The following is a 23,159-nucleotide window of genomic DNA, read 5'->3' on the forward strand; positions in this document are numbered from 1 at the left end:
CGGCCCTATCCGGGTGGCAGGAGTTGCAGTGTCTGCTCGTCAAACAGCGGCTCTTCCTGGCCAACGCGAACGAATAAAAGCTTTCGCCGCTCGGGTGATTGTACCTCGAAATACTGAATGCCGTCCGGAGCTTCACCCCATTCGCCGCACGGCGGTTCGCCGACCTCGTCAGGGTCGGCGACGGTCTTCAATTCCTCACGATAGGCGGCATCGGGACTGAAAACATACCGGAGGGTGCGCGCGGGCGTCGCCCCTTCGGTGTAAGGCATGAGTACGCAACGTGTGCTGATGGCTTTCTCGGTCTTCTGCGTAAAAATGCGCTGCAACGCAGCATCGGCGGCCTCGCCAGGCAGCATATCGAAGACTTCGACGACGGGATCGGCCGGCCCGCCGTCGCTGTATTCGATGGCAAGAGCATTGCCGCCAAGCTCGAAATGAATCCGGCGAAAACCGAAATCGCAGCGCTGCACCCAGGCAGCCAGCCCGACATCCTTGTCCGCCAGCCGTTCCCAACCGCATTTGTCGACAGGCGGACGCGACGGTTTGCTTTGGTCGGCACGAGCGCCGGTTGCCATGGCCATAAGGACCGGCAGGGCGAAGATGCAGGCCGGCAGTCTCTTGCTATTCATCGCTACAACCCGTCAAGCTAAAGGCGTCCCAGGCTGAACCGTCGGGATTGGCTTTGGCGAAATCGGGCCATTCGGTAAAAATCGCGCCGAAGTCAGGCAACAGCAACCCTGCCGGTGCCGGCGAGGCTTCGCGGGAACTCAACTGCTCGGCACCGCCTGCATTGAACGCATAGACCTGCCCATCCCACACTCTGCACAGCCCGGTGCCGTCCTCGAGACCAGCCTCACGATCGTCGTCGGTGCAGGTGTGCCGGATCGTGCCCACAGGAAACGAGTACTTGCCATTGGTCCAGGTAATGTCCGACGGCAGACGAATGTCGGTGTTGGGCACGATCAACGAAAAGACCTCGGTCGTCAGCGCGGCCGGCTCGTTGTTGGTTGGCCGGAACTGTATCGTCGCTCCCGAACGCGGCTCGCGATAGGTCGCATGGCTGAGCGAACATTCTGTTGCGTTCGCTGCTTGCAACAGGCTCAGCATGCTCAGAAAAATAGCTGCTGCTTTGTGGATGATCATTTAAGTCCCTTGGAGCAGCATCATTGTGAAGTCTGAGCATCGATGCTTTAGCATGGCCCAAGGCCGCGTCGAAAAGAAAGAATCGATGATGCGAAATCTCTTGATGCTCATTTCGATCCTAGCATTTTCGTGCGGCCACGCCTTCGCCGCGGAACCCTATGTGGGCATATGGTCCGGGAACAGATCGAACTGTACCGCCGTTGCGGATGTTCAACGCCAGACTGTCTACACATTATACCGCGACGCGCTGTCGGTCCCTGCTCTCGGCTGCGAACACGCAACGTTCCTCAAGACGCCCACGGGCTGGGTGGCGCGGGCCAGCCAATGCTACGGATCCGACCCGTCGGCCAAAGAGCCGTTCTCCCGTGTCATCCATATTGTGGTCGACGGGGCGACGGTGAGATTGACATGGCCTGGCTTCGACAGCGGAGTTCTTGTCAGATGCTGAAGACAAGTGCCTTCCTCTGGATCTACAGCGTCTAGGACGGCAGCTTCAGCATTAGATCACCCCGACAAGCAGCGCGGCTCCACCTATCAAGCCAACGGCGCAGACCCACAGGAGCCAAAGCCCGCTCACCCTGCATTCGAGAACCGCTGCAACTGGGTTGTCGGGGTCGTAGTGGACCCCGACCTTGTCGCCCTGGAGGTAGCGCTGCGATCGACCGCTGACGAGGCTCGGCAGCGAAGCCGTCACGTTTGCGCCGAAAGCGATGCGATCGGCGGCGTAGCGCTGGCCGGCGACGCTATAGCTGTAGACGATGCGGGATTTGAAGACTGTTCGCCAGGGCCGATAGCCGCCTCCGGACCTGTCGCGGGTCTCGAATTTCTGCAGGCCCGAAGCATCGATGCGTCCTGCCGTGATCGGCCATTTGGCCGCCTGTTCCGCAAGTGACTTCTGGGCAAAGCCCATGCGCAGGACAAACAATCCCATGAAAAGCAGCAGGGCAGCGGCGCCGAGGTTCTGCGGCCTGGGCAAAAACGGCCGGATCGCTTCGAGGACGCCGCCGACGGAGAAGACCAATACAAGCGCGCCGACCACCAGCCCGGCCGAAAGCTGGACCATGAACTTGAAGGAGCCGTCGGGCATGGTGCGTTCGATCACGGCCTTGGCTGGATCGGCCGGATTGTAGAAGACGGTTACGCCGGCCCCGTTTGGAAATTTCGCAAGGGTTTCCGCCACGGCAAAGTTTCCAAGGTTCTCCTGCACGCTGTAGTGCGAACTGCGAAATGTCTTGCCGTTCACCTTGTATTCGAAGGTGATTGCCGGGAAGTTGCGGATTTCGGTCGACCCTCTGCTGTCCGAACCGGATCCCGAACTGGTCACCTCGCGAGCCTCGACCCGCGACGAGATGATCTTTCCCGGCGTCGGAGACCAGCGGCTGACCGCCCTCACCTCCCACCACTTCAGCAAGGTGACGAGGGAGAGCATGCCGGCAACCGCGCAGGCAAACCCGACCAACAGAAATTTGAGTTCCAACTCTCACCCCCTTGGCACTTTTGTGCCATGCCCCGCACAGGCATATCACGGTGATGAGGATAGTGCGCCTGTCCAGAAGCCTGGAAACCACACAATCTTGATGCGAAAGGGCCGGCGGATCGCTCCGCCGGCCTTTCTTGATCGGCAATGAAATTGCGATCGGTTCTTGGCCTTGTCGACCAGCTTGTTCATGGAAATTCCCACGCGCCCGCAGGGCGAAGCCCGAGTACGGGTAACGAAACGAACGTGGATTTCCTTCAGTTCTTGGCCTTATCAACCAGCTTGTTCTTCGATATCCACGGCATCATCGCGCGCAGCTTGGCGCCGACTTCCTCGATCTGGTGGCTGTCGTTGTTGCGGCGGATGCCCTTGAAGCGCGACATGCCGGCGCGGTATTCCTGCATCCATTCCGAGGTGAACTTGCCGGTCTGGATATCCTTCAGCACGCGCTTCATCTCGGCCTTGGTCTCGGCAGTGATGATGCGCGGGCCCGAGACATATTCGCCCCATTCGGCGGTGTTCGAGATCGAGTAATTCATGTTGGCGATGCCGCCTTCATAGATCAGATCGACGATCAATTTGACCTCGTGCAGGCACTCGAAATAGGCCATTTCCGGCGCGTAGCCGGCTTCCACCAGTGTCTCGAAGCCGGCGCGGATCAATTCGACCAGGCCGCCGCACAGCACCACCTGCTCGCCGAACAGGTCGGTCTCGCACTCCTCGCGGAAATTGGTCTCGATAATGCCCGAGCGGCCGCCGCCCACGCCGCAGGCGTAGGAGAGCGCCAGGTCGAGCGCATTGCCCGAAGCGTCCTGGTTGACCGCGACCAGGCACGGCACGCCACCGCCCTTCTGGTATTCGCCGCGCACCGTATGGCCAGGCCCCTTCGGCGCGATCATCACGACGTCGACCGAAGCTTTAGGCTCGATCAGGCCAAAATGCACGTTGAGGCCGTGGGCGAAGGCGATTGCCGCGCCATCGCGGATGTTTGGCGCGATCTCGGATTTGTAGATGTCGGCCTGCAGCTCATCCGGCGTCGCCATCATCATCAGGTCGGCCCATTTGGCGGCATCGGCTACGCTCATCACCTTGAGCCCGTCGGCCTCGACCTTCTTGGCGGTCGCCGAGCCGGCCTTGAGGCCGATGGCGATGTCCTTGACGCCGGAATCCTTGAGGTTGAGCGCATGCGCCCTGCCTTGGCTGCCATAGCCGATGATAGCGACCTTCTTGCCCTTGATCAGGTTGAGATCGGCGTCGCGATCGTAATAGACACGCATTTTTCTTCCTTCCCGTTTTGAACCAGAGCATGATGCCGAAAAGTGTGAAGCGGTTTTCGGACGACATCATGCTCCATCTTTTAGTGTAGAGCCGGATTCAGATTTCAGGTCGATTTGACCTGAAATCATCCGGCTCTATGGGCCCTGCGGCCCGGTTTTTGCCCCGAAAAGAGCGAGAAACTGCTGCGTCGCCCGGACGGCATCGCCGCCGATCGCCACATCAGTCAATTCCAGCCGGTCGCCAAGCAGCAAGCGGATCTGCACGTCACGGGCGACCAGCCCGAAAAAGGTGCGGAACGCCGTCTCCGCGTCCGAAAATTCAAGGAACCCGGCCTGTCTCCCGGCCTCCAGCACCGGCTTGAGGCGCTTGGCCAGTGCGAAGCGGCCGTTCTCCAGCACGATGGCGCCGAGATCGTCCTTCCCCGAACTAGCATGGCCGACCGCCACCCTGTTCAGCGCGATCGAGGTGTCGCTCGAAATTACCTTGAGCCAGTCCGAAGCGAAGCGTTCGAGGCTCGCCGTCAGCGAAGGGAGGTCGAGCCCCTTGCGGTCGACCGGCACTACCCGCACCTTGGACGCCTGCCATTGTACCGTTGCCGTCAACAGCCCGTCGCGATCGCCGAACCATTTGTAGAGCGTCTCCTTCGAGCAGCTCGCCCGCCGCGCCACAGCGGTCATGGTCAACTGATCGCCCTCTTCGACCAGCAGGCGAAGGGCGGCGTCGAGCACGTCCTTCTGCCGCTCCGTCAGCGCCTCGCTGGTGTCGATGTCGGTCACAGCGTGCAACACAGTTTTTCCTCAGGAGGCAACCTCACCCGCAGTTCAGATACGAGCTCGATGGCGTACCGTACGTTACGGTTCGGCTTTATGGCGTATTGCCCGACCCGACGCAAGCCTTTATTTCTGTTTGCTCCATGCGGGGCATCACGGGAGACACGGATCATGCTCGCCGGATTGCTTGCCTTGACCGTTGCCGCAGTGTTCGCCGGCGCGGCTATCTACGTCAGCGTCGCCGAGCAGCCGGCGCGGCTTCGCCTCGATGACAAGGCATTGCTGCAGGAATGGCAGCCTTCGTACAAGCGCGGCGCCGCCATGCAGGCCTCGATCGCCGTCATCGCCTGTATTCTGGGCCTCGTCGCCTGGTGGCTGACCGGCAATCTCGCTTATCTGGTCGGTGCCTTGCTGATCATCCTGCCTTGGCCATGGACGCTGCTGGTGATGATGCCGGCAAATAGGTTGCTGGAGGCGATGGACGCGAACTCCGTCAATCCTGAAGCTCGGACATTGATCGCCAAATGGGGCAATCTGCATCTGGTCCGCGTCGGGCTTGGCGTTCTGGCGACGTTGGCATTCCTGTTGGGCAGTGCCTGACCTCGCCAATCGGTGCCATCTTCGTCATGAAGGCGTGTCACTCCAGGGCGGGCGGATCTCGCAGGCGCCCAAGCAGAGCTGACAGCGCGTCGAGCTCATCATTGGAAAGCCGGGAGCCGACCAACTCCGCGATCGACCGGCCGTAGACAGCCCACATGCGGCGGCGCGTCTCGCGTCCCTTTTCTGTGACGCGGACTGTTTGCCCGCGGCCGTCATCGGCAACTGGAAGCTTCTCGACCTGCCCGTCGGCTTCGAGCCGCGCCAGCAGCCGGGAGATGTTGTACTGCGCAAACAGGGTGCGCTCGGTGAGTTGGAACGGCCGCAATCCGCCCTCGCCCGCCTCGGCAAGCTCATGCAGGACGTCGTACCAGGCAAGCGGCGGCAGGCCACTGTCCTTCAGCGCGTCCTCGGCTCGTTCCAACAACTGATGCGAAACCCGCATCAGGCGGGCCCAGGCCTTGATGGCTGGAGGTGAAGGAATCCCGGTCATGATTGCATCCTAGGCGATAGATGCAATTGCATCAAGCTTGACGATCGATGCAAATGCATCTATATAGATGCGATCGCACCAATCATGAGAGGCAATTCCGATGAAGCATGAAATCTGCAAGATCGCCGACATTCCGGAAACAGGCAGCCTGATCGCTCCGTTCTTCGGCCGCGAGGTCCATGTCTACCGCAGCGGTGAGCGTATCCGCGCCGCCGCCAACGTCTGCCTGCATTTCGGTGGCCCGCTCGGCTGCAAGGACGGCAAGCTCGTCTGCCAGTGGCACGGCGCCTCGTTCGACATGGCTAACGGTGATCGCCTCGAAGGCCCGACGCCGAAGGGCTCCCGCCTGATGTTCCTCTCCACCCGCGTCGAGGACGGTGCTTTGAACTATGTCTGGGGGGAGTGAGATGACCGACAAGCTCACTCTCGTCAGCCATCATCTTTGCCCCTATGTGCAGCGCGCGGCGATTTGGCTTCGCGAAAAGGGCGTGCCGTTCGAACGCATCACGGTCGATCTCGCCAACAAACCTGCCTGGTTCAAGGCGATATCACCGCTCGGCAAGGTGCCGCTGCTCCGCGTTGAGCATGACGGCCAGGAAACGGTGATCTTCGAATCGCTCGTCATCCTCGAATTCCTCGAGGAAACCCAGCCCAATTCGCTGCATCCCACCGCCCCCTATGCCCGTGCCCGGCATCGCGCCTGGATCGAGTTCGGCTCGGCAATCCTGAGCGGCATCGGCCGCTTCTATTCAGCGCCTACGGAAGCCGCGCTGCTCGCTGAAAGCGAGGCGCTATCGGCAATGTTCGATCGCCTGGAAGTGGAACTGGCGAATGGCGCGGCTGGACCATGGTTCGACCGCGAGCGTTTTTCACTGGTCGACGCGGTCTACGGGCCGATCTTCCGCTATTTCGACATCTTCGACCGGATCGGCGATTTCGGCATCCTGGACCGAAAGCCGTTTGTCTCGGCCTGGCGCAAGGCATTGCACGAACGCCCATCCGTGAAGGACGCGGTCGCTCCCGATTATCCGCAACGCCTCCATGCATTCTTGCAGGCTAAGGGTTCGCACCTTTCGGAAATCATCCGCCAAAACGATCCGGCCACACCGCTTCCGCAAGCCCGATCGGCTTGAATGGATTGAGCACCGTTCCTGTAACCATGGAAGCAAGAAACTGCGGCGCCGGCGGGACTTTTGCCAGTGTCGCCACCAGCCTGTCGCGGACGAACGGCATCACAATCGAATCCGATTGATAAAACGGCGTCAGCACCAGCGACAGCGCCTGGAAGACCCGCACATGCCATCGCCGCGCCCGGACATAGGCCCCCAGCGCAGTATCGATACGGTCCGTTCCTATGAGCGCGTAGTTGAGCGCGGCTGCATCGAGCAGCGCCATGTTCGCGCCCTGCCCGAGCTGCGGGCTTGTCGAATGGGCCGCGTCGCCGATAACGGCCAATCGCCGTCCGGCTGGCGTCTTCATCGTGTGATGGCCATAGCGCGCCAGCGAGAGCTGCTCGAAACTGTCGATCTGGTCGATGAAGGCCGCGCATTCAGGCCACAGCCCGGCCAATCTCGCCTTCCATGCCTCGAGACCTGCCGCCCAGACGTACTCGGCATCCGCCGGCTTGAGGCTCCAGAAGAATGCCGCCATCTTCTGGGCACCGGGCTCAGGCCGGCCGATCGGCAGCACGCCGATCATCACGCTCGCTTTGTCGTAGCGCTGCAGCAGGGCGTGCTCGTCGAAACCCTCGCCGCGCCAGCCGAGCGATGCCCAGAACGCGCCATAGGCGAGCGATCGCGGTTCGCCCGGATTGGTTACGCACCGCCGCAGTTTGGAGCGCGAACCGCTGGCATCCACTACCAGGTCGAACGACCCTATCCGTCGTCCGTTGCCGCAGATCAATGTTGCCCGCTCGCCGGTTTCCAGCGTCTCGAGCTCGATACCTGTCTCGATGGTGATCGCCTGGCGCCGGGCGGCGCGGAAAAGCACGCCGAACAGAGCCGCGCGGTGCACCGCCAGCCCGAAGCGACCGCCGCGCTGGGCATCATAACGGACATCGAGCACGGTGCGGCCAGTTCTGGCGTCTGCACCATGCAGGCGGTCTATGCGGCTGCCCAGCGCCAGAATGTCGTCGAGCAGGCCGAGATCGGCAAGCACCGTCAGCCCGGTCGGCTGCAGGATCAGCCCGGACCCGACCGGCTTTGGCTGGTCGAAGCGCTCGAAGATGGTGACCCTATGTTCGGCGCGCGTGAGATAGAGCGCGGCGGCAAGTCCAGCCGGCCCGGCGCCGGCAATCGCGATGTCCAGAGAATTGCCCATCTGCCCGACCCAACCCAGGCCGGACAATCCTTCAGCGCTGTCGCTAAATCAAGCCGCCGTCTCGGCCTGGAGGCTCACCCTTCGGCAGTATCGAAAACCTTCCGCGCCTCGCGTACAGCGCCGTGATTGAGCTCGGCCCATTGGATCAGCTGATGCAAGGGTCCAAACATCGAGCGCCCGAGATCGGTGAGGCTGTATTCGACGCTCGGCGGTTTGGTCGGAAACACCTGGCGATGCACATAGCCGTCGCGCTGCAGATCGTGCAGCGTCTGGGTGAGCATGCGCTGTGAAATATCGGGCACCAGCCGCCGCAATTCGCCGAAGCGGTACGGCTTCTCGGCCAAGGCCTCCATCAGCAGTGAACTCCATTTATTGCTTATGCCCTGGATCACGTCGCGAACCGGGCAATCCGCAAGGTTTCCGCCACCGCTGCCTGCTTTGTATATCTCGAGCTTCGATCTCAGATTGACGATCTTGCCGTCCATGGCTGGTTCCCTGGATGTGCCTACCTCCCGCAAAACTGCCTTCTTTACGAGGATGGGTCAATTCCTATTTTAGTGCTGGTCTCTTTTTGAGACTAACATATGCACCCGCCGCTCCGGCGCAACGTCAGGACATCTCATGACCGACACCCTTCTCGTCACCGGCGCCTCCGGCCAGCTTGGCCGCGGCGTCATCAATCATCTGCTTGACACGCTCAAGGTCTCCCCTCAGCGCATCATCGCCGCCACCCGCAATCCGGAAAATCTGGCCGATCTGGCAGCCCGAGGCGTCACCATCCGGGCAGTTGACTTCGACGACACCGCGTCGTTGGCCAGTGCATTCACCGGCGCCGACAGGGTTCTGATCATTTCGACAAACGAGCTCGCCGTTCCGGGCAAGCGCCTGAAGCAACATGAGGCCGCGGTCGCCGCCGCAAAAAGCGCCGGCGTTTCGCATCTGCTCTACACGTCGATGCCCAATCCGGAGCCAGGATCGCCGGTACTGTTTGCGCCCGATCACCACGGCACCGAGCAGGCGATCAAGGCGAGCGGTATCCCCTACACCATCTTCCGCAACGGCTGGTATCAGGAGAACCTGTTCATGGCGCTGCCGCACGCCATCGCCTCGGGGCACTGGTACACATCCGCTGGAGACGGCCACATTGCCCATGGCGCGCGCGACGATATGGCAGCCGCGATCGCCGCCGGCCTTGCTTCGAGCGCAACCGAAAGCACGACATACACGCTGACCGGCCCCAAGGCCCACACGATGGCCGAGATTGCAGCCCTCGTCACCGAAGTTACCGGCAAGCCGATCGAGGTCGTCCAGCTTTCGGACGAAGCGCTGACCGGAGGATTGAAGGCAGCCGGCGTTCCCGAAGCTTTTGCGCCTGTCATCGTTTCCTTCGACACCAACACACGCTCCGGCCGGATCGGCATGGTGACGGACGCGATCGAGACGCTGTCCGGCAGGAAGCCGCAGCCGCTGAAGCAATTTCTTGAAGCAAACAAGGCGGCTCTGGTGAGCTGAGCCTCACAACGGCCGTGCCCTCAAAGGGCACGGCCATTTGTTCAGATAGCCACCTGCGTCCCGATCTCGACCACCCGTCCGGTCGGGATCTGGAAATATTCCGTTGCATCGGCCGCCGTGCGCGCCAGCCCGATGAACAGCTTGTCCTGCCAGACCGGCATGCCGGAATTGGGCGAGGCCTTGAGAGAGCGCCGCGACAGGAAGAAGGACGTCGTCATGATGTCGAACTTCCAGCCCTGTTTGCGGCAGATCGCCAGCGCACGCGGGATGTTGGGCTGCTCCATGTAGCCGAAGGTCAGCGTCACCCGCATGAACAGCTCGTTGACCATTTCCATCTTGACGCGCTCGCTGTCGGGCACAACCGGCTGCGGTGCCGTCACCACCGATAGGATGACGTTCTGCTCGTGCAGCACCTTATAGTGCTTCAGGCTGTGCATCAGCGCGGTCGGCGCGCTCAGCGGATCGCTGGTCAGGAACACCGCGGTGCCCGACACCAGATGCGGCTTCTTCTTCAGCAGATTGCCGGCAAGGAAATCGAGCGGGATCTCGTTCCGGCGCGTCTTGTCGAACAAATAGCGGCTGCCGCGGATCCAGGTCCACATAGTCATCACGATAACTGCGGCGATGGCAAGCGATGCCCAGCCACCTTCAAACACCTTGACTATATTGGCGGCAAAGAAGCCGGTATCGACGAAGGCGAACACGGCCATCAAGGCGATCGCGACGCCGAGCGGCCATTTCCAGATGCGCGTCATCACAACAAAAAGCAGCACATTCGTCACCAGCATGTTGCCGGTCACCGAAATACCGTAGGCCGAGGCCAGGCGGCTGGATTCGCCGAAGCCGACCACCAGCAACATCACCACCAGCGCCAGCATCAGGTTGATGCGCGGCAGATAGATCTGGCCCGACTGTTTTTCCGACGTATGCTGGATAACGAAACGCGGCAGCATATTGAGCTGCACCGCCTGTCTGGTCAGCGAAAAAGCGCCGGAGATCACCGCCTGGCTGGCGATGACGGTCGCCGCCGTCGCCAGCACGACCATCGGAATAAGCGTCCAGCCCTGGTTCATCTCGAAGAATGGATGACCGACAACGCCGCCATTTGCCAGCACGAAGGCGCCTTGCCCGACATAGTTGAGCAACAGACAAGGGAACACGATTGCCAGCCAGGCGAGTACGATCGGCTTGCGGCCGAAATGGCCGAGGTCGGCATAGAGCGCCTCGGCGCCGGTGACGGCGAGGAAGACCGCACCAACCGTGACGAAGGCGACATCGGGCGAGTTGACCAGGAACGACACGATGTAATGCGGGCTGATCGCCAGCAGGATTTCCGGATCGGCGATGATGTGGTTAATGCCGGAAAGGCCGATGGCCAGGAACCACAGCGCCGTGACTGGCCCGAACACCAAACCTACGCCGCCGGTGCCGAAACGCTGTACCGCAAACAGGATCGCCAGGATGACCAGTGTCAGCGGCACCACATAGGGCTGGAATGTCGGCGTGACGACATTCATACCTTCGACCGCCGATAGCACCGAGATCGCCGGCGTAATGACTGCGTCGCCGAAAAAAAGCGCCGCGCCGACGATGCCGATGCCGAGGATCACCGCCGAGCGCGTCGGGAAACTGTTGCGCGCCAGCGCCATCAGCGACAGCACCCCGCCCTCGCCTCGATTGTCGGCGCGGAGCACGAACATGATGTATTTGATGGTGACGGTGATCGTCAGCGACCAGATGATCAGCGACAACACGCCGAGGATGTCGCCACGGTTGGCGACGTTGCCACCGGCCGATGCATGCAACGCCTCGCGAAATGCATAGATCGGGCTGGTACCGATATCGCCGTAAACCACGCCGAGCGCGCCCAGCATCAGCACCTTGGTGCTGTGCTGCTCGACCTCAGAATGGCTGGATTGTTCGACAGGTTCTGCCTCGTTACCAGCATTGGTAAGGGCCATGGACGACACTCCGGTAAGCGGGCGGTGCTCTACGCTTGCTGCGCTGCAATATCAAGTGCCGTCACGTAATGGCTCCGTCCCGATATTGCGAGTCCTCCACGACTTGGCAGACTCAGTCCGATCGGCAGACCACCTGGAATGTCGCAACGGACACGTTTTTAAATAGCCACCTGCGTCCCGATCTCGACTACCCGTCCGGTCGGGATCTGGAAATACTCCGTCGCATCGGCCGCCGTGCGCGCCAGCCCGATGAACAGCTTGTCCTGCCAGACCGGCATGCCGGAATTGGGCGAGGCCTTGAGAGAGCGCCGCGACAGGAAGAACGATGTCGTCATGATGTCGAACTTCCAGCCTTGCTTGCGGCAGATCGCCAGCGCGCGCGGAATGTTGGGCTGCTCCATATAGCCGAAGGTCAGCGTCACCCGCATGAACAGCTCGTTGATTTGCTCCATCTTGACGCGCTCGCTGTCGGGCACGACAGGCTGCGGTGCCGTCACCACCGAAAGGATGACGTTCTGCTCGTGCAGCACCTTGTAATGCTTCAGGCTGTGCATCAGCGCGGTCGGCGCACTCAGCGGGTCGCTGGTCAGGAACACCGCGGTGCCCGACACCAGATGCGGCTTCTTCTTCAGCAGATTGCCGGCGAGGAAATCGAGCGGGACCTCGTTCCTTCGAGTTTTTTCGAACAGGTATCTGGTGCCTCTTATCCAGGTCCACATGGTCATGACAATCACTGCGGCCACCGCCAGCGAGGACCAGCCGCCTTCGAACACCTTGACAATGTTGGCGGCAAAGAAGCCGGTATCGACGGAGGCGAACAACGCCGTCAAGGCCACTGCAACGCCGAGCGGCCATTTCCAGATGCGGGTCATGACGACAAAAAGCAGTATGTTGGTCACCAGCATGTTGCCGGTCACTGAAATGCCGTAGGCCGAGGCAAGCCTGCTGGATTCGCCGAAGCCGACCACCAGCAGCATCACCACCAGCGCCAGCAGCATGTTGACGCGTGGCAGGTAGATCTGGCCGGACTGTTTCTCCGACGTATGCTGGATCTCGAAACGCGGCAGCATGTTGAGCTGCACCGCTTGCCTGGTCAGCGAGAAAGCGCCGGAGATCACCGCCTGGCTGGCGATCACGGTCGCGGCGGTCGCCAGCACGACCATGGGAATGAGCGTCCAGCCTTCGTTCATCTCGAAAAAGGGATGACCGACAACGCCGCCATTGGCCAGCACGAAGGCCCCCTGCCCGACATAGTTGAGCAGCAAGCAAGGGAATACGATCGCCAGCCAGGCGAGTACAATGGGCTTGCGCCCGAAATGGCCGAGATCGGCATAGAGCGCCTCGGCGCCGGTAACGGCGAGAAAGACCGCGCCAACCGTGACGAAGGCGACGTCAGGCGAGTTGACCAAGAACGAAACGATGTAATGTGGGCTGATTGCCAGCAGGATTTCCGGGTCGTCGATGATATGGTTGAGGCCGGACAGTCCGATGGCCAGGAACCACACCGCGGTGACGGGCCCGAACACCAGTCCGACGCCGCCCGTGCCGAACCGTTGCACCGCGAACAGCATCGCCAGGATGACCAGCGTCAGCGGCACCACATAGGGCTGGAACGCCGGCGTGACGACGTTCATGCCTTCGACCGCCGATAGCACCGAAATTGCCGGCGTGATGACTGCGTCACCGAAAAAAAGCGCCGAGCCGACGATGCCTATGCCGAGGATCACCGCCGACCGCTTCGGGAAGCTGCCGCGTGCCAATGCCATCAACGACAGCGTGCCACCCTCGCCCCGGTTGTCGGCGCGCAGCACGAACATGATGTATTTGACGGTGACAGTGATGGTCAGCGCCCAGATGATCAGCGACAGCACCCCGAGGATGTCGCCGCGGTTGGCGACATTGCCGCCAGCCGAAGCATGCAACGCCTCACGGAACGCATAGATCGGGCTGGTGCCGATGTCGCCATAGACCACGCCGAGCGCGCCGAGCATCAGGATCTTGGTGCTGTGCTGCTCGGCCTTGGAGTGGCTGGATTGTTCGATGGGTTCCGCCTCGCTACCAGCGTTGGCAAGGGCCATGGACGACACTCCCATAGACGTGCGGCGCTCTATGCTGCGGGGATGGAAAGGACGCGCTGCCGTGCCGGGAACGCACGGCCTATCGGCTCGCCTTTCTCTACCAGCCACAAGCCTTCAGAAACCGCCTGACCGTTGCGGCCATGCCATACTCCAACGCATCGGCTGTCAACCCATGTCCGATCGACACTTCGGCCAATGCCGGGATGCGCCTGGCCAGCGCCGGCAAATTGGTCACCACAAGGTCGTGCCCGGCATTGACCTGGAGCCCTGCAGCCAATGCGGCATCCGCCGTCTTTCCCAATTTCTCCAATTCCTTCACCGCTTTTGCCGAATCGGAATGATAGCTGCCGTATGGACCCGTATAGAGTTCGATCCGATCGGCGCCGGTGTCGCGAGCGGCTTTCATGCCAGCGGGATCCGGATCGGAAAACAGCGATACGCGAAAGCCTCCCTTCTTCAGGCGCTTGACAACCGGTGTCAGGAACGCAGCCTCGGCGGCGAAGTTCCAGCCATGGTCGGAAGTCGCCTGCGCCGGGTCGTCGGGCACCAACGTCACCTGCTCCGGCTGGTGCTTTTCCACAAGCGCCAGGAAATCCTCGGTCGGATAGCCCTCGATGTTGAATTCCGCATTCGGGAACTCGTCGTCGATCAGCGCCCTGATCTGCGGCAGATCGGAATGCCTGGTGTGCCGCTCGTCGGGTCGCGGGTGCACCGTCAGCCCATGCGCGCCGGCGGCAAGCGCAATGCGTCCAAGCCCGGTCACGCTTGGCCACGGCAGGTCGCGTCGGTTGCGCAGCATGGCGATGGCATTGAGGTTGACGGAAAGCTTTGCAGGCATTTGCACGGCTCCAGGCTGATCTTGGCGCGCATCTATACCGCCTTTAACGGGAACAGACAGAGGGTTTCAGGTGTTCCAAGGTGTGCGAAGAAAATCGAGCGCAAGGAGTTCCCTGTTGAATTTTCTCGAGGCCGTGCCGGCGGTTCGCCGCATCGACACCGATCGCGAAGATCTTTTCGCCATCGATGTTGTCGGCCATGTCGCAGCGGCTGACGCCGAAAACCTGTTCGGATTGCTGGAGGCGGCCTATGCGCTGCATCCGAAGATCGACGTGCTGGTGCGCCTGATCGACCATGAGGGTGTCGACTGGGCCGACGTATCGGACGAGACGATCGAACAGGGCATAGCTCATGCCGTGGAGCATATCGGCCGCTGCGCGGCGATCGGTGAGCCGAACTGGATACCGGAGGCAAGAGCCTTTTTGCCTGCCTCCTTGCCTATCGAACTCCGGCATTTCGAGGCCGAGGACGAGGCCGCCGCCTGGGAATGGCTTGGCGCCAACCCGATCGCCCAGCGCTGATACGACCGCCCTATCGGACGATCGTCAGCCGTTCGGCCGCGCGCGTGATAGCGGTGTAGAGCCAACGCTGCCGGGTTTCCTTGAACGCCCAGCTTTCGTCGAAAAGCACGATCTCGTTCCACTGCGAGCCCTGCGCCTTGTGCACGGTCAGCGCATAGCCATAGTCGAAATCGTCGAAACGTTTCTTCTGCTGCCAGGGGATGTCGGCGTCCGGATCTTCGAATGCCGCCTTGAGCAGCTTGATCTTGGCGACGCCGCGATCCGGGTCGTCTTCCTCCGGCGAAACCAGCAGATTGATGCCAGGCTTGACGGTCTCGCGCGACGAGGTCATCACCTTCCACAGCGACCCGTTGAGCAGTCCCTTGGCCGGATCGTTGCGCAGGCACACCAGCTTGTCGCCGGCTTGCGGATAATCGGCGTTGAACCCCTTCAGCTCGCGCAGCCGCTGGTTGTAACGGCGGCGCGTGCGGTTGGTGCCGACCAGCACCTGGTCCGCCTTCAGCACCAATTCCTGGGTGACGTCTTCCTTGCCGATCACTTGCGCCGCGCCATAGTCGCCGCGCATGAACTCGCGGCCCTCGCGCACGTCAAGCGCAAGCCGGATGATCGGGTTGTCTCGCGCCTGGCGATGGATTTCGGTGAGCAGAATGTCCGGCTCATGGTCCGTGAAGAAGCCGCCGCCGGAGATTGGCGGCAACTGGCCGGGATCGCCGAGCACCAGGATCGGCGTGCCGAAGCTCATCAGGTCACGGCCGAGTTGCTCGTCGACCATTGAGCATTCGTCGATGACGACGAGCTTGGCGCGCGAGATCGGGCTCTGCCGGTTGAGCGAAAATGTCGGCGACATCGATGTCTTGCCGGTCACCTCGTCCGCTACCGATTCTTCGCCCTTCGGCCGGTAAATCAGCGAATGGATGGTGCGGGCATTGACCGCGCCCTTGGAACGCAGCACCTGCGCCGCCTTACCCGTAAAGGCGGCGAACTGCACCTGGCCGTCGACATGCTCGGCGAAATAGCGCGCCAGCGTCGTCTTGCCGGTGCCGGCATAGCCGAACAGCCGGAACAGCTGCGGCTTGCCGGTTTTCAGCCAGCCGGCCACCGCCTTCAGCGCCTCGTCCTGTTGAGGAGAGAATTCCATCAGCGCGACAGACCGGATTCGCGAGGGAAAGACAAGGTGACTGCCGTCACCATCAATTTTCATCGCCGGCAATCACGCCGCTGCGACAGGGTCAGGCTATCAGTGACGAACAGGAACGTAAAGAGAACAAGGCCAGGCGACCGCAGCTTACCCGGCCCGCTGTGGATCGTTCTCCAGCTGGATCGGCTTGCCATGCGGCGTTGCGTGCGCGGCACGTTCCCAGGCAGCGGCGAGCGCATCGACGTCGCGCTTTCCGGCAACGCCCTTGGCCAAAAGCAGCTTTTCCAGCGCTGCCAGCCAGTGCTCGTAGTAATCGTGACCGTCGCGCGCGGCGCCCGGCCGCTTCAACTCTGCCGACAAAGCATCCGCCCATTCGCTCCACGAAAACAGCCCGTTGTCGTGCAGTGCTACCGTCATGGCAAAGGCCTCTGCTTGCCACGGCTCGGCAAACACAGGCGCCTCGACACCGGCGGGCAGCATGGCGGCGACTGAGCCCGTCTCACGCCGGCTCAAGGTAGCTCTCCCAGGCATCGATCGACACGACAAGTGTCGGATCGGCGCCCTCGCCCCAGATTTCGCCGCCGGTGAAGGCCACCGTATAGACCCATTGCGGGTTTTCGCCCTGGCCGTGTGCATTGGTGTCGGGAAAGACAAAGCCGTCGCGCACAGCCTCGACGACGCCTCGCTTGCCGCGTGCATAGCGCGGCAGTCTGGTGTGGCCGGTCGGATGAAAGTTCCTGGTTCGCACGGGGTCGCCCGCCTTGAACCGCGCAGGCGCGGCGACAGGCCGGTCGCAGGGCCCGCCCTTGGCCAGCACCGCCGGAACGTCCTTAGCCTTCAGCACCCGCTTGGGTGTCGCTGCCGGGTCGACTGCGTCGCCCGTAGCCAGGTCGCGGTCGCTGACGAAACCATGGCGTTTGAGCAGCACCTCCAGCGCCTTGATCCATATCTGGTAGTAGCTGGAGGCATAATAATCCGCTGGATGCAGCGATTCCCGCGCGTGCCGGCTCTCGTCGATGGTCCAGGCCCCCATGGCGCCGGCGCACAGCGTCACGCCCAGCGCCCGCCTTTCCCAATCGGCATGGAAATAGGGTTCGTCCGGTTCGGGCGCGACCGGCCCGAAACCCATCTGGCCGCCGAGATCCTGCGGCCCGTTCATGCCGGCTCCCGCGCCAACGCCGTGCCGATCATGGCATCGCGCGTCACCAGATCGGCGAGCCGTGCCTCATCCCAGCCCTCCGTACCCCGGGGACGCATCGGCACCACCAGATAGCGCAGCTCGGCGGTCGAATCCCACACCCGGATTGTCGTCCTCGCCGGCAAGGTCAGACCGAATTCCTCGAGCACGCCGCGCGGATCGATCACTGCGCGCGAACGGTAGGGCGGCGCCTTGTACCAGACCGGCGGCAGGCCGAGAACCGACCACGGATAGCAGGAGCACAGCGTGCAGACGACGAGGTTGTGCGTGTCGGCCGTATTGAACACCGCCTGCATGTGCTCGCCTTGCCGGCCGGTGTAGCCGAGCGATTCGATGGCCGCCGTCGCATCACGCTTCAGCCATGCGGCAAACCCGGGATCAACCCAGGCCTTCGCCACCACCTTTGCGCCGTTGCGCGGCCCGATCTTGGTCTCATAGGTGTCGACGATAACATCGATCGCCGCCGGATCGATCAGGCCTTTGCGGGTGAGAATCGTCTCCAGCGCGCGCACCCGCGCCGCAAAAGGATGAAGCTCGTTGTCGTGGTCGTGATTGTGCGGCATGGCGTCAAATTACGATCGCGGACCCCCGGCCGCAAGCACCACGGCTTGGGCCAGCGCTATTCGGCTGCCGCCTTCTGCGGCACCGGTTCTTCCTCCTCGTCGAACAGTGACGGCTGGTCGACCGCTTCGACCGGGCTCGGCTCGCCCCGGCGCCGTGCCCACAGCCTGACCAGCCAGCCGGAAAAATGCTCCATGTAGACGTAAATGACGGGCGTGACGAACAGCGTCAGTGCCTGCGAGGCGACAAGACCGCCGACCACCGCCACGCCGAGAGGCTGGCGCAATTCCGCGCTGGCGCCGGTGCCGAGCGCGATCGGGATGGTGCCCATCAGCGCGGCAAGCGTGGTCATCATGATCGGCCGGAAGCGCATCAGGCAGGCCTTGTGGATGGATTCGACAGGCGACATCCCCTCGCGCCTGAGTTCCAGCGCCACGTCGATCATCATGATGCCGTTCTTCTTGACGATGCCGATCAGCATCAGGATGCCGATCACCGCGATCACCGAAAGATCCATCCCCGCCAGCCGCAGTGCCACCAGCGCGCCGAGCACCGCCGATGGAAGCCCGGTCAGGATGGTGAGCGGGTGGATGAAGCTCTCATAGAGCATGCCGAGAACGATATAGATGGTCAGAATCGCGCCGCCGATCAGCAGCCCCTGGTTGGAAAGCGAATCCTGGAACGTCTTGGCCGTGCCCGAGAAGGCGGTCGAGATCGTCGGCGGCATGCCGATCTTGTCCTTCAGCGCGTTGATGTGGCTCACGCTGTCGCCGAGGGCCACGCCTTGCGGCAGATTGTAGGAGATGGTCACTGCCGGAAGCTGGCCGAGCTGGTTGACGGTCAAAGCACCGGCGGTCCGATCGACGCGGGCGAACGCACCGAGCGGCACCAGGCTGCCGCTCGCCGTTCTCACCTTGATGGCCAGCATCCGCTCGGGCGACCACTCGATCTTCGGATCGAGCTCCATGATCACGTCGTAGCTGTCGGCCGAACCGAAGATGGTCGACACCTGCTGGGTGCCGAAACCGCCATAGAGGCTGGAGCGCAGCGTGTCGGTATCGACGCCGAGGTTCGCCGCCTTGTCGCGGTCGATCACCAGCGTCGCCTGTAGCGCGTTGTTCTGCAGGTCATTGGTGACGTCGGTGAAGGCGGCATGATCGGCAGCCATCGCGTCCGTCAGCCTCTGCGCCCAGACGTTCGTCAGGCCGGTATCGAGGCCCTGAACGGCAAGCTGGTAGGCACTCGCCGAAGAACGCGCGCCGAGCCGCAGGTTCTGCACCGGCTGCATGTAGGTTTCGATGCCGGGCACATTGGCCAGCTGGCGCCGCAGGTCCGTAAGCACCTTGTCGATGTTCGGTCGCTGGTCCTTGTCTTTCAGCTGCACAAACAGCTGGCCCTGGTTGAGCGCATTGTTTCCACTGCCCGCCGACCAGCCGACATGCGCGACGTAGGGCGAATGGGTGAAGACATCCGCCACTTGCCCCTGCAGCTTCACCATCGCGTCAAACGAAATGTCCTGGCGCGCGATGGTCGTCACCGAGACCTGGCCGATATCCTCCTGCGGGAAGAAGCCCTTCGGCGAAATCTGGATCAGCCACACCGACAGCCCGGCGGTCACCAGGAAGACAAGGAAGACAAGGAAATTGTGGCGCAGGCAGAATGTCAGCAGCCTGTCATAGCCCTGCATGAAGACGTTTTGTCTATGGCCTTCACCGTGCGCTGCTTTCTGCTCGGCTTTCGATAATGACAACAGCCGCGAGCACAGCATCGGCGTCAGCGTCAGCGAGACGAACATCGACGCCAGGATGGCGACCGTCACCACCACCGCGAATTCGTTGAAGATGCGCCCGATCACGCCGCCCATCAAAAGCACCGGAATGAACACGGCAACCAGCGAGATCGAGATCGAGATGATGGTGAAGCCGATCTCGCGCGCGCCCTTGAGCGACGCCTCGAGGGCAGAGAGCCCGTCCTCCTCCATATGGCGGAAAATGTTTTCGAGCATGACGATTGCATCGTCGACGACAAGACCGACCGCCAGCGTCAGCCCCATCAATGAGACGTTGTCGATGGAAAAGCCGAACAGGTACATCACGCCCAGCGTGGCGATGAGCGAAATCGGCACCGCCACGGCCGGGATGACCGTCGCCGTTACCCGGCGCAGGAACAGGAAGATCACCATCACCACCAGCGCGATGGTGAGCAAGAGCGTGAACTGCACGTCATCGACCGCCTCGCGGACCGATGTCGAGCGGTCGTTTAGCAACTGGATGCTCGCCGCTGCCGGCATCTGATCATCGAAGGAAGGCAGCATCGCCTTGACGCGGTCGACGACGTCGACGGTATTGGCATCCGGCTGGCGCTGCACCGCCATAATGATGGCGCGGGTGCCGTCATACCAGCTTGCCGTCGTCGTGGTCTCGACCGAATCGATGACGCGGGTCACCTCGCCGAGCCGCACCGGATGGCCGTTCTTGGTGGCGATGATGATGTTCGAGAATCCCGCCGCATCGGTCAGCTGCGTGTTCGCGGTGATCGTCAGCTGCTGTTTGTTGTTCTTGAGCACGCCGAGCGGCGTGTTGCTGTTGGCCGAGGCAATGGCCGTCTGCAGCTGGTCGATCGAGATGCCGCGTGCGGCGAGCGCCGTCGGATCGATCTGGACGCGCACGGCATATTTCTGCTGCCCGTAGATCGACACCTGCGCAACGCCGTCGATCGTCGACAGCGACGGCGAAATCACATTCTCGGCAAACGCGTCGAGATCGGTCAGCGGAATTGTGTCGCTGACCAGCGACATCAGCAGGATCGGCGCGTCGGCTGGATTGACCTTGCGGTAGCTCGGCGGGCTGGTCATCTCCGGCGGCAATTGTCGTTGCGTACGTGCGATCGCTGCCTGCACGTCGGCGGCGGCTGCATCGATGTCGCGGTTGAGTACGAACTGAATGGCGATCGAGGTCGAGCCGAGCGAGTTGGTCGTCGAGATCGAATCGATGCCAGCGATAGTGGCAAACTGCTTGATCAGAGGCGTTGCCACCGAGGTCGCCATGGTTTCCGGCGAAGCCCCGGGCAGCGAGGCCGAGACGTTGACAACCGGAAATTCGGCGCTTGGCAGCGCCGCGACCGGCAGGAATTTGTAAGCAAATAGTCCGCCCAGAACCAGGGCGAACGACATGAGCAGCGTGGCGACGGGCCTGCGGATGCAGAATTCGGAAATCATGGCTGTGTTCCGCCCGTCCGGTCAGCCTCGGCAACCTTCGGAGCCGCCCGATCGCCTGTGCCGGTCGAAGCCTTGCCTTCGCGCACCGCCGCGCCGTTCTTCAGTTTGGTCTGACCCTCGACGACGACACGCTCGCCGCTTTTCAATCCTTGGCTGATTGCGGTGTTGGTGCCTTCTGTCAGCGCGATCTGCACGGGCCGCATTTCAACGGTGTTGTCCGGCTTGATTACATAGACGAACGGGCCCTTCTGGCTGGGCTGGACGGCGACCGTCGGAACGGACGTCATTTGTGGCATGATGCCGGCATCGAGCACGACGTTGACGTATTGGCCCGGCCATAGCGAAAGATCGGCGTTGGGCACACTGGCCCGCGTTGCGATCGTGCCGGACGCCGTGTCTACGCTGGAATCGACGAAATCCAGCGTTCCCTTGCCGATCGGCTTCGGGTCGCCGTCCTTGGTCAGCGTCACCGCACCTTGCTGCGGCGCTGCCAGCGCCTTGTGCAGCAAGGCAAGATCGCTTTCGGGGAGATTGAAGTTCACCTGCAGCGGGTCGACCTGCGTGATCGTCACCAGTGGAGTCGACGTGCTGCTGCCGTTGCTGGTGGTGACGAGATCGCCGACGGCGACGCTGACTGCGCCAAGCCTGCCGGAGATCGGCGCCCTGATCGTGGCGAAGCCAAGCTGGATTTGGTCCGCATCGATCGTTGCCTTGTCGGCGTCGACGGTGGCCGCGGCGGATTTCTGCGCCGCGACGGCCTGATCGTAGGTCTGCTGTGTTCCGGCCTGCCTGGCGACGAGATTTTTGGCGCGCTGAAGATCGGCCGTGGCGCTGGCAAGCAGCGCCTGGTCTTTTGCGAGCGTCGCCTGATCGCGTGCCAGTTGCGCCTTCAACGAGCGATCGTCCAGCGAGAAAAGAAGGTCGCCGGCCTTCACCATCTGTCCGTCCTTGACCGCGATTGCGACGATCTGGCTCGAGACCCGCGCGTTGATGCTGACCACGGCAGGAGAGGACACAAAGCCGATGGCATAGCGCCGGACCGGGAAATCGGCCGTCGTAGCGGTGGCGGCAACCACCGAAGTCGTACGCGCGGCATTTGCTGCTGCAGCGGGCTTGTCCGCCGTCGCCGTCTGATTCGCCGACAGCATCTGCTGAAGACCGCTCATTGCGCTGGGCGAAAGATAGAGCCACGCCGCGGCAACGCAGGCTGCAGCGATCACCGCTAATACGATCTTTCCGCGCATCGACAAAAGGCCTTCTCAACGCGACACGCCGATTTCCGCTGGTCGCACTCTAGCTCAACTCGCAGCCTCTTGCCGCGATTTTGCCAGATAATAGAGGATGCCGAAGGCGAAAAAGGGCCAAAACCCGTCATTACGAAGATTTAATGTGCAGTGCACAATAGAACGGCAGCTAACGCAGCATCGGCCACAGCGTCGCCGCAAGCATCACGCCCATGGCGATGTTGAACCATTTGAGCCGCACCGCATCCGCCAGAAAACCGCGCAGCGCCATGCCGAAACCGGCCCAGGTCGAAATGCTCGGCAGCATAACGACGGCGAACGCGGCCGCGATCAGCACCACCGACACAAACCGGCGTTCCGGGTTCGTATAGACGGCCATGGCTGTAATCGCCATCACCCAGGCTTTGGGATTGACCCACTGGAAAGCCGCAGCCTCGATGAACCGCATCGGCTGGCCCTTCGCCTCGCCTTCGCCGCCGAGCGAGCGCGACATGGCGATCTTCCAGGCGAGATAAAGCAGGTAGAGGCCGCCGGCGATCTTCAACCCGGTGTGCAGCACCGGAAAGGCCGTCAACACGGCGCCAAGCCCGAAGCCTACGGCAAGCAACAGCACGAGGAAGCCGAAGTCGATGCCGAGCATGTGTGGCACGGTCTTGACCAAGCCGAAATTCACGCCCGAGGCCAGAAGCATGAAGTTGTTCGGGCCCGGCGTGATCGAGGTCACGAAGGCATAGACCAGTAAGGCGAAGAATGCGTCGAATGTCATGCCGTTCCCCTAATCAATGCGATCGGTGGCAAAGCGACGAGATAGAGCC

Annotated in this window: 24 protein-coding genes; 5 read left to right on the plus strand and 19 right to left on the minus strand. The window is 62.1% G+C overall.

Annotated elements, in window-relative coordinates; genetic code table 11:
* Window positions 1-5: 5 nt before the first annotated feature.
* The 6 genes from NKJ91_RS16815 to NKJ91_RS16840 all read right to left on the minus strand — a co-directional run bounded on the left by NKJ91_RS16815 (window position 6) and on the right by NKJ91_RS16840 (window position 4,686).
* Window positions 6-629, minus strand: coding sequence for a hypothetical protein (locus NKJ91_RS16815; protein ID WP_352456488.1), 624 nt, complete (start codon window positions 627-629; stop codon window positions 6-8).
* Window positions 622-1,143: a hypothetical protein gene (locus NKJ91_RS16820; RefSeq protein WP_023676659.1), complete on the minus strand. Its 522-nt coding sequence runs from the start codon at window positions 1,141-1,143 to the stop codon at window positions 622-624. The genes NKJ91_RS16815 and NKJ91_RS16820 overlap by 8 nt, the downstream gene beginning before the upstream one ends.
* Before the next feature lie 499 nt (window positions 1,144-1,642).
* A complete protein-coding gene (locus NKJ91_RS16825) occupies window positions 1,643-2,620 on the minus strand; it encodes a DUF3592 domain-containing protein (RefSeq protein WP_352456489.1) in 978 nt (325 codons plus the stop codon).
* A 45-nt stretch (window positions 2,621-2,665) separates the two neighbouring features.
* Window positions 2,666-2,812: a hypothetical protein gene (locus tag NKJ91_RS16830; protein ID WP_352456490.1), complete on the minus strand. Its 147-nt coding sequence runs from the start codon at window positions 2,810-2,812 to the stop codon at window positions 2,666-2,668.
* 65 nt (window positions 2,813-2,877) lie between these two features.
* On the minus strand, window positions 2,878-3,897 hold the full coding sequence (gene ilvC / locus NKJ91_RS16835; protein ID WP_023676662.1) for a ketol-acid reductoisomerase: 1,020 nt from the start codon (window positions 3,895-3,897) through the stop codon (window positions 2,878-2,880).
* 135 nt (window positions 3,898-4,032) lie between these two features.
* Window positions 4,033-4,686, minus strand: a complete 654-nt coding sequence (locus NKJ91_RS16840; protein WP_352456491.1) for a TetR/AcrR family transcriptional regulator — start codon at window positions 4,684-4,686, stop codon at window positions 4,033-4,035.
* 153 nt (window positions 4,687-4,839) lie between these two features.
* On the opposite strand from NKJ91_RS16840, the gene NKJ91_RS16845 reads away from it, so the two are divergent.
* Entirely contained in the window at window positions 4,840-5,268 is a 429-nt protein-coding gene (locus NKJ91_RS16845; RefSeq protein WP_023676664.1) for an anthrone oxygenase family protein, read from the plus strand.
* Between the two features lie 37 nt (window positions 5,269-5,305).
* Here NKJ91_RS16845 and NKJ91_RS16850 read toward each other — a convergent pair whose 3' ends face one another.
* Entirely contained in the window at window positions 5,306-5,758 is a 453-nt protein-coding gene (locus NKJ91_RS16850) for a MarR family winged helix-turn-helix transcriptional regulator (RefSeq protein WP_352456492.1), read from the minus strand.
* Window positions 5,759-5,858: 100 nt separating this feature from the next.
* On the opposite strand from NKJ91_RS16850, the gene NKJ91_RS16855 reads away from it, so the two are divergent.
* Window positions 5,859-6,164, plus strand: a complete 306-nt coding sequence (locus tag NKJ91_RS16855; RefSeq protein ID WP_352456493.1) for a Rieske (2Fe-2S) protein — start codon at window positions 5,859-5,861, stop codon at window positions 6,162-6,164.
* Window position 6,165: 1 nt separating this feature from the next.
* Entirely contained in the window at window positions 6,166-6,891 is a 726-nt protein-coding gene (locus NKJ91_RS16860; RefSeq protein ID WP_352456494.1) for a glutathione S-transferase family protein, read from the plus strand.
* On the opposite strand, the gene NKJ91_RS16865 is transcribed toward NKJ91_RS16860, so the two are convergent.
* Complete coding sequence (locus tag NKJ91_RS16865) at window positions 6,839-8,077, minus strand: FAD-dependent oxidoreductase (protein WP_352456495.1); 1,239 nt, start codon at window positions 8,075-8,077, stop codon at window positions 6,839-6,841. The two genes, NKJ91_RS16860 and NKJ91_RS16865, sit on opposite strands and share 53 nt — an antisense overlap.
* A 74-nt stretch (window positions 8,078-8,151) precedes the next feature.
* Window positions 8,152-8,562: a winged helix-turn-helix transcriptional regulator gene (locus NKJ91_RS16870; RefSeq protein WP_352456496.1), complete on the minus strand. Its 411-nt coding sequence runs from the start codon at window positions 8,560-8,562 to the stop codon at window positions 8,152-8,154.
* 136 nt (window positions 8,563-8,698) lie between these two features.
* On the opposite strand from NKJ91_RS16870, the gene NKJ91_RS16875 reads away from it, so the two are divergent.
* Entirely contained in the window at window positions 8,699-9,589 is an 891-nt protein-coding gene (locus tag NKJ91_RS16875) for an SDR family oxidoreductase (RefSeq protein WP_352456497.1), read from the plus strand.
* A 41-nt stretch (window positions 9,590-9,630) separates the two neighbouring features.
* Here NKJ91_RS16875 and NKJ91_RS16880 read toward each other — a convergent pair whose 3' ends face one another.
* The 3 genes from NKJ91_RS16880 to NKJ91_RS16890 form a co-directional block, all read right to left on the minus strand.
* Window positions 9,631-11,550, minus strand: coding sequence for a potassium transporter Kup (locus tag NKJ91_RS16880; RefSeq protein ID WP_352456498.1), 1,920 nt, complete (start codon window positions 11,548-11,550; stop codon window positions 9,631-9,633).
* A gap of 158 nt (window positions 11,551-11,708) precedes the next feature.
* Entirely contained in the window at window positions 11,709-13,628 is a 1,920-nt protein-coding gene (locus NKJ91_RS16885; protein WP_352456499.1) for a potassium transporter Kup, read from the minus strand.
* A 97-nt stretch (window positions 13,629-13,725) separates the two neighbouring features.
* On the minus strand, window positions 13,726-14,466 hold the full coding sequence (locus NKJ91_RS16890; protein WP_352456500.1) for a pyridoxine 5'-phosphate synthase: 741 nt from the start codon (window positions 14,464-14,466) through the stop codon (window positions 13,726-13,728).
* Window positions 14,467-14,581: 115 nt separating this feature from the next.
* Between NKJ91_RS16890 and NKJ91_RS16895 the strand changes: the two genes are divergently transcribed.
* On the plus strand, window positions 14,582-14,986 hold the full coding sequence (locus NKJ91_RS16895) for a SpoIIAA family protein (protein ID WP_352456501.1): 405 nt from the start codon (window positions 14,582-14,584) through the stop codon (window positions 14,984-14,986).
* A 10-nt stretch (window positions 14,987-14,996) separates the two neighbouring features.
* Here the strand turns inward: NKJ91_RS16895 and NKJ91_RS16900 are convergent, their stop codons facing one another.
* The 7 genes from NKJ91_RS16900 to NKJ91_RS16930 form a co-directional block, all read right to left on the minus strand.
* Window positions 14,997-16,124 carry an ATP-dependent DNA helicase gene (locus NKJ91_RS16900; RefSeq protein ID WP_352456559.1) on the minus strand — a complete coding sequence of 376 codons (1,128 nt, stop codon included), beginning with the start codon at window positions 16,122-16,124 and terminating at the stop codon, window positions 14,997-14,999.
* Window positions 16,125-16,271: 147 nt separating this feature from the next.
* Window positions 16,272-16,604: a nitrile hydratase accessory protein gene (locus tag NKJ91_RS16905; protein WP_352456560.1), complete on the minus strand. Its 333-nt coding sequence runs from the start codon at window positions 16,602-16,604 to the stop codon at window positions 16,272-16,274.
* Window positions 16,605-16,623: 19 nt separating this feature from the next.
* A complete protein-coding gene (gene nthB / locus NKJ91_RS16910) occupies window positions 16,624-17,283 on the minus strand; it encodes a nitrile hydratase subunit beta (RefSeq protein WP_352456502.1) in 660 nt (219 codons plus the stop codon).
* On the minus strand, window positions 17,280-17,885 hold the full coding sequence (gene nthA / locus NKJ91_RS16915; protein ID WP_352456503.1) for a nitrile hydratase subunit alpha: 606 nt from the start codon (window positions 17,883-17,885) through the stop codon (window positions 17,280-17,282). The genes nthB and nthA overlap by 4 nt, the downstream gene beginning before the upstream one ends.
* 56 nt (window positions 17,886-17,941) lie before the next feature.
* Window positions 17,942-21,100: an efflux RND transporter permease subunit gene (locus NKJ91_RS16920; RefSeq protein ID WP_352456504.1), complete on the minus strand. Its 3,159-nt coding sequence runs from the start codon at window positions 21,098-21,100 to the stop codon at window positions 17,942-17,944.
* Complete coding sequence (locus tag NKJ91_RS16925) at window positions 21,097-22,344, minus strand: efflux RND transporter periplasmic adaptor subunit (protein WP_352456505.1); 1,248 nt, start codon at window positions 22,342-22,344, stop codon at window positions 21,097-21,099. The genes NKJ91_RS16920 and NKJ91_RS16925 overlap by 4 nt, the downstream gene beginning before the upstream one ends.
* Before the next feature lie 169 nt (window positions 22,345-22,513).
* Entirely contained in the window at window positions 22,514-23,110 is a 597-nt protein-coding gene (locus tag NKJ91_RS16930) for a LysE family translocator (protein ID WP_352456506.1), read from the minus strand.
* Window positions 23,111-23,159 lie beyond the last annotated feature (49 nt).

Origin of the sequence: Mesorhizobium sp. M0040, assembly GCF_040323505.1 — a bacterium.
Taxonomy (GTDB): Bacteria; Pseudomonadota; Alphaproteobacteria; order Rhizobiales; family Rhizobiaceae; genus Mesorhizobium.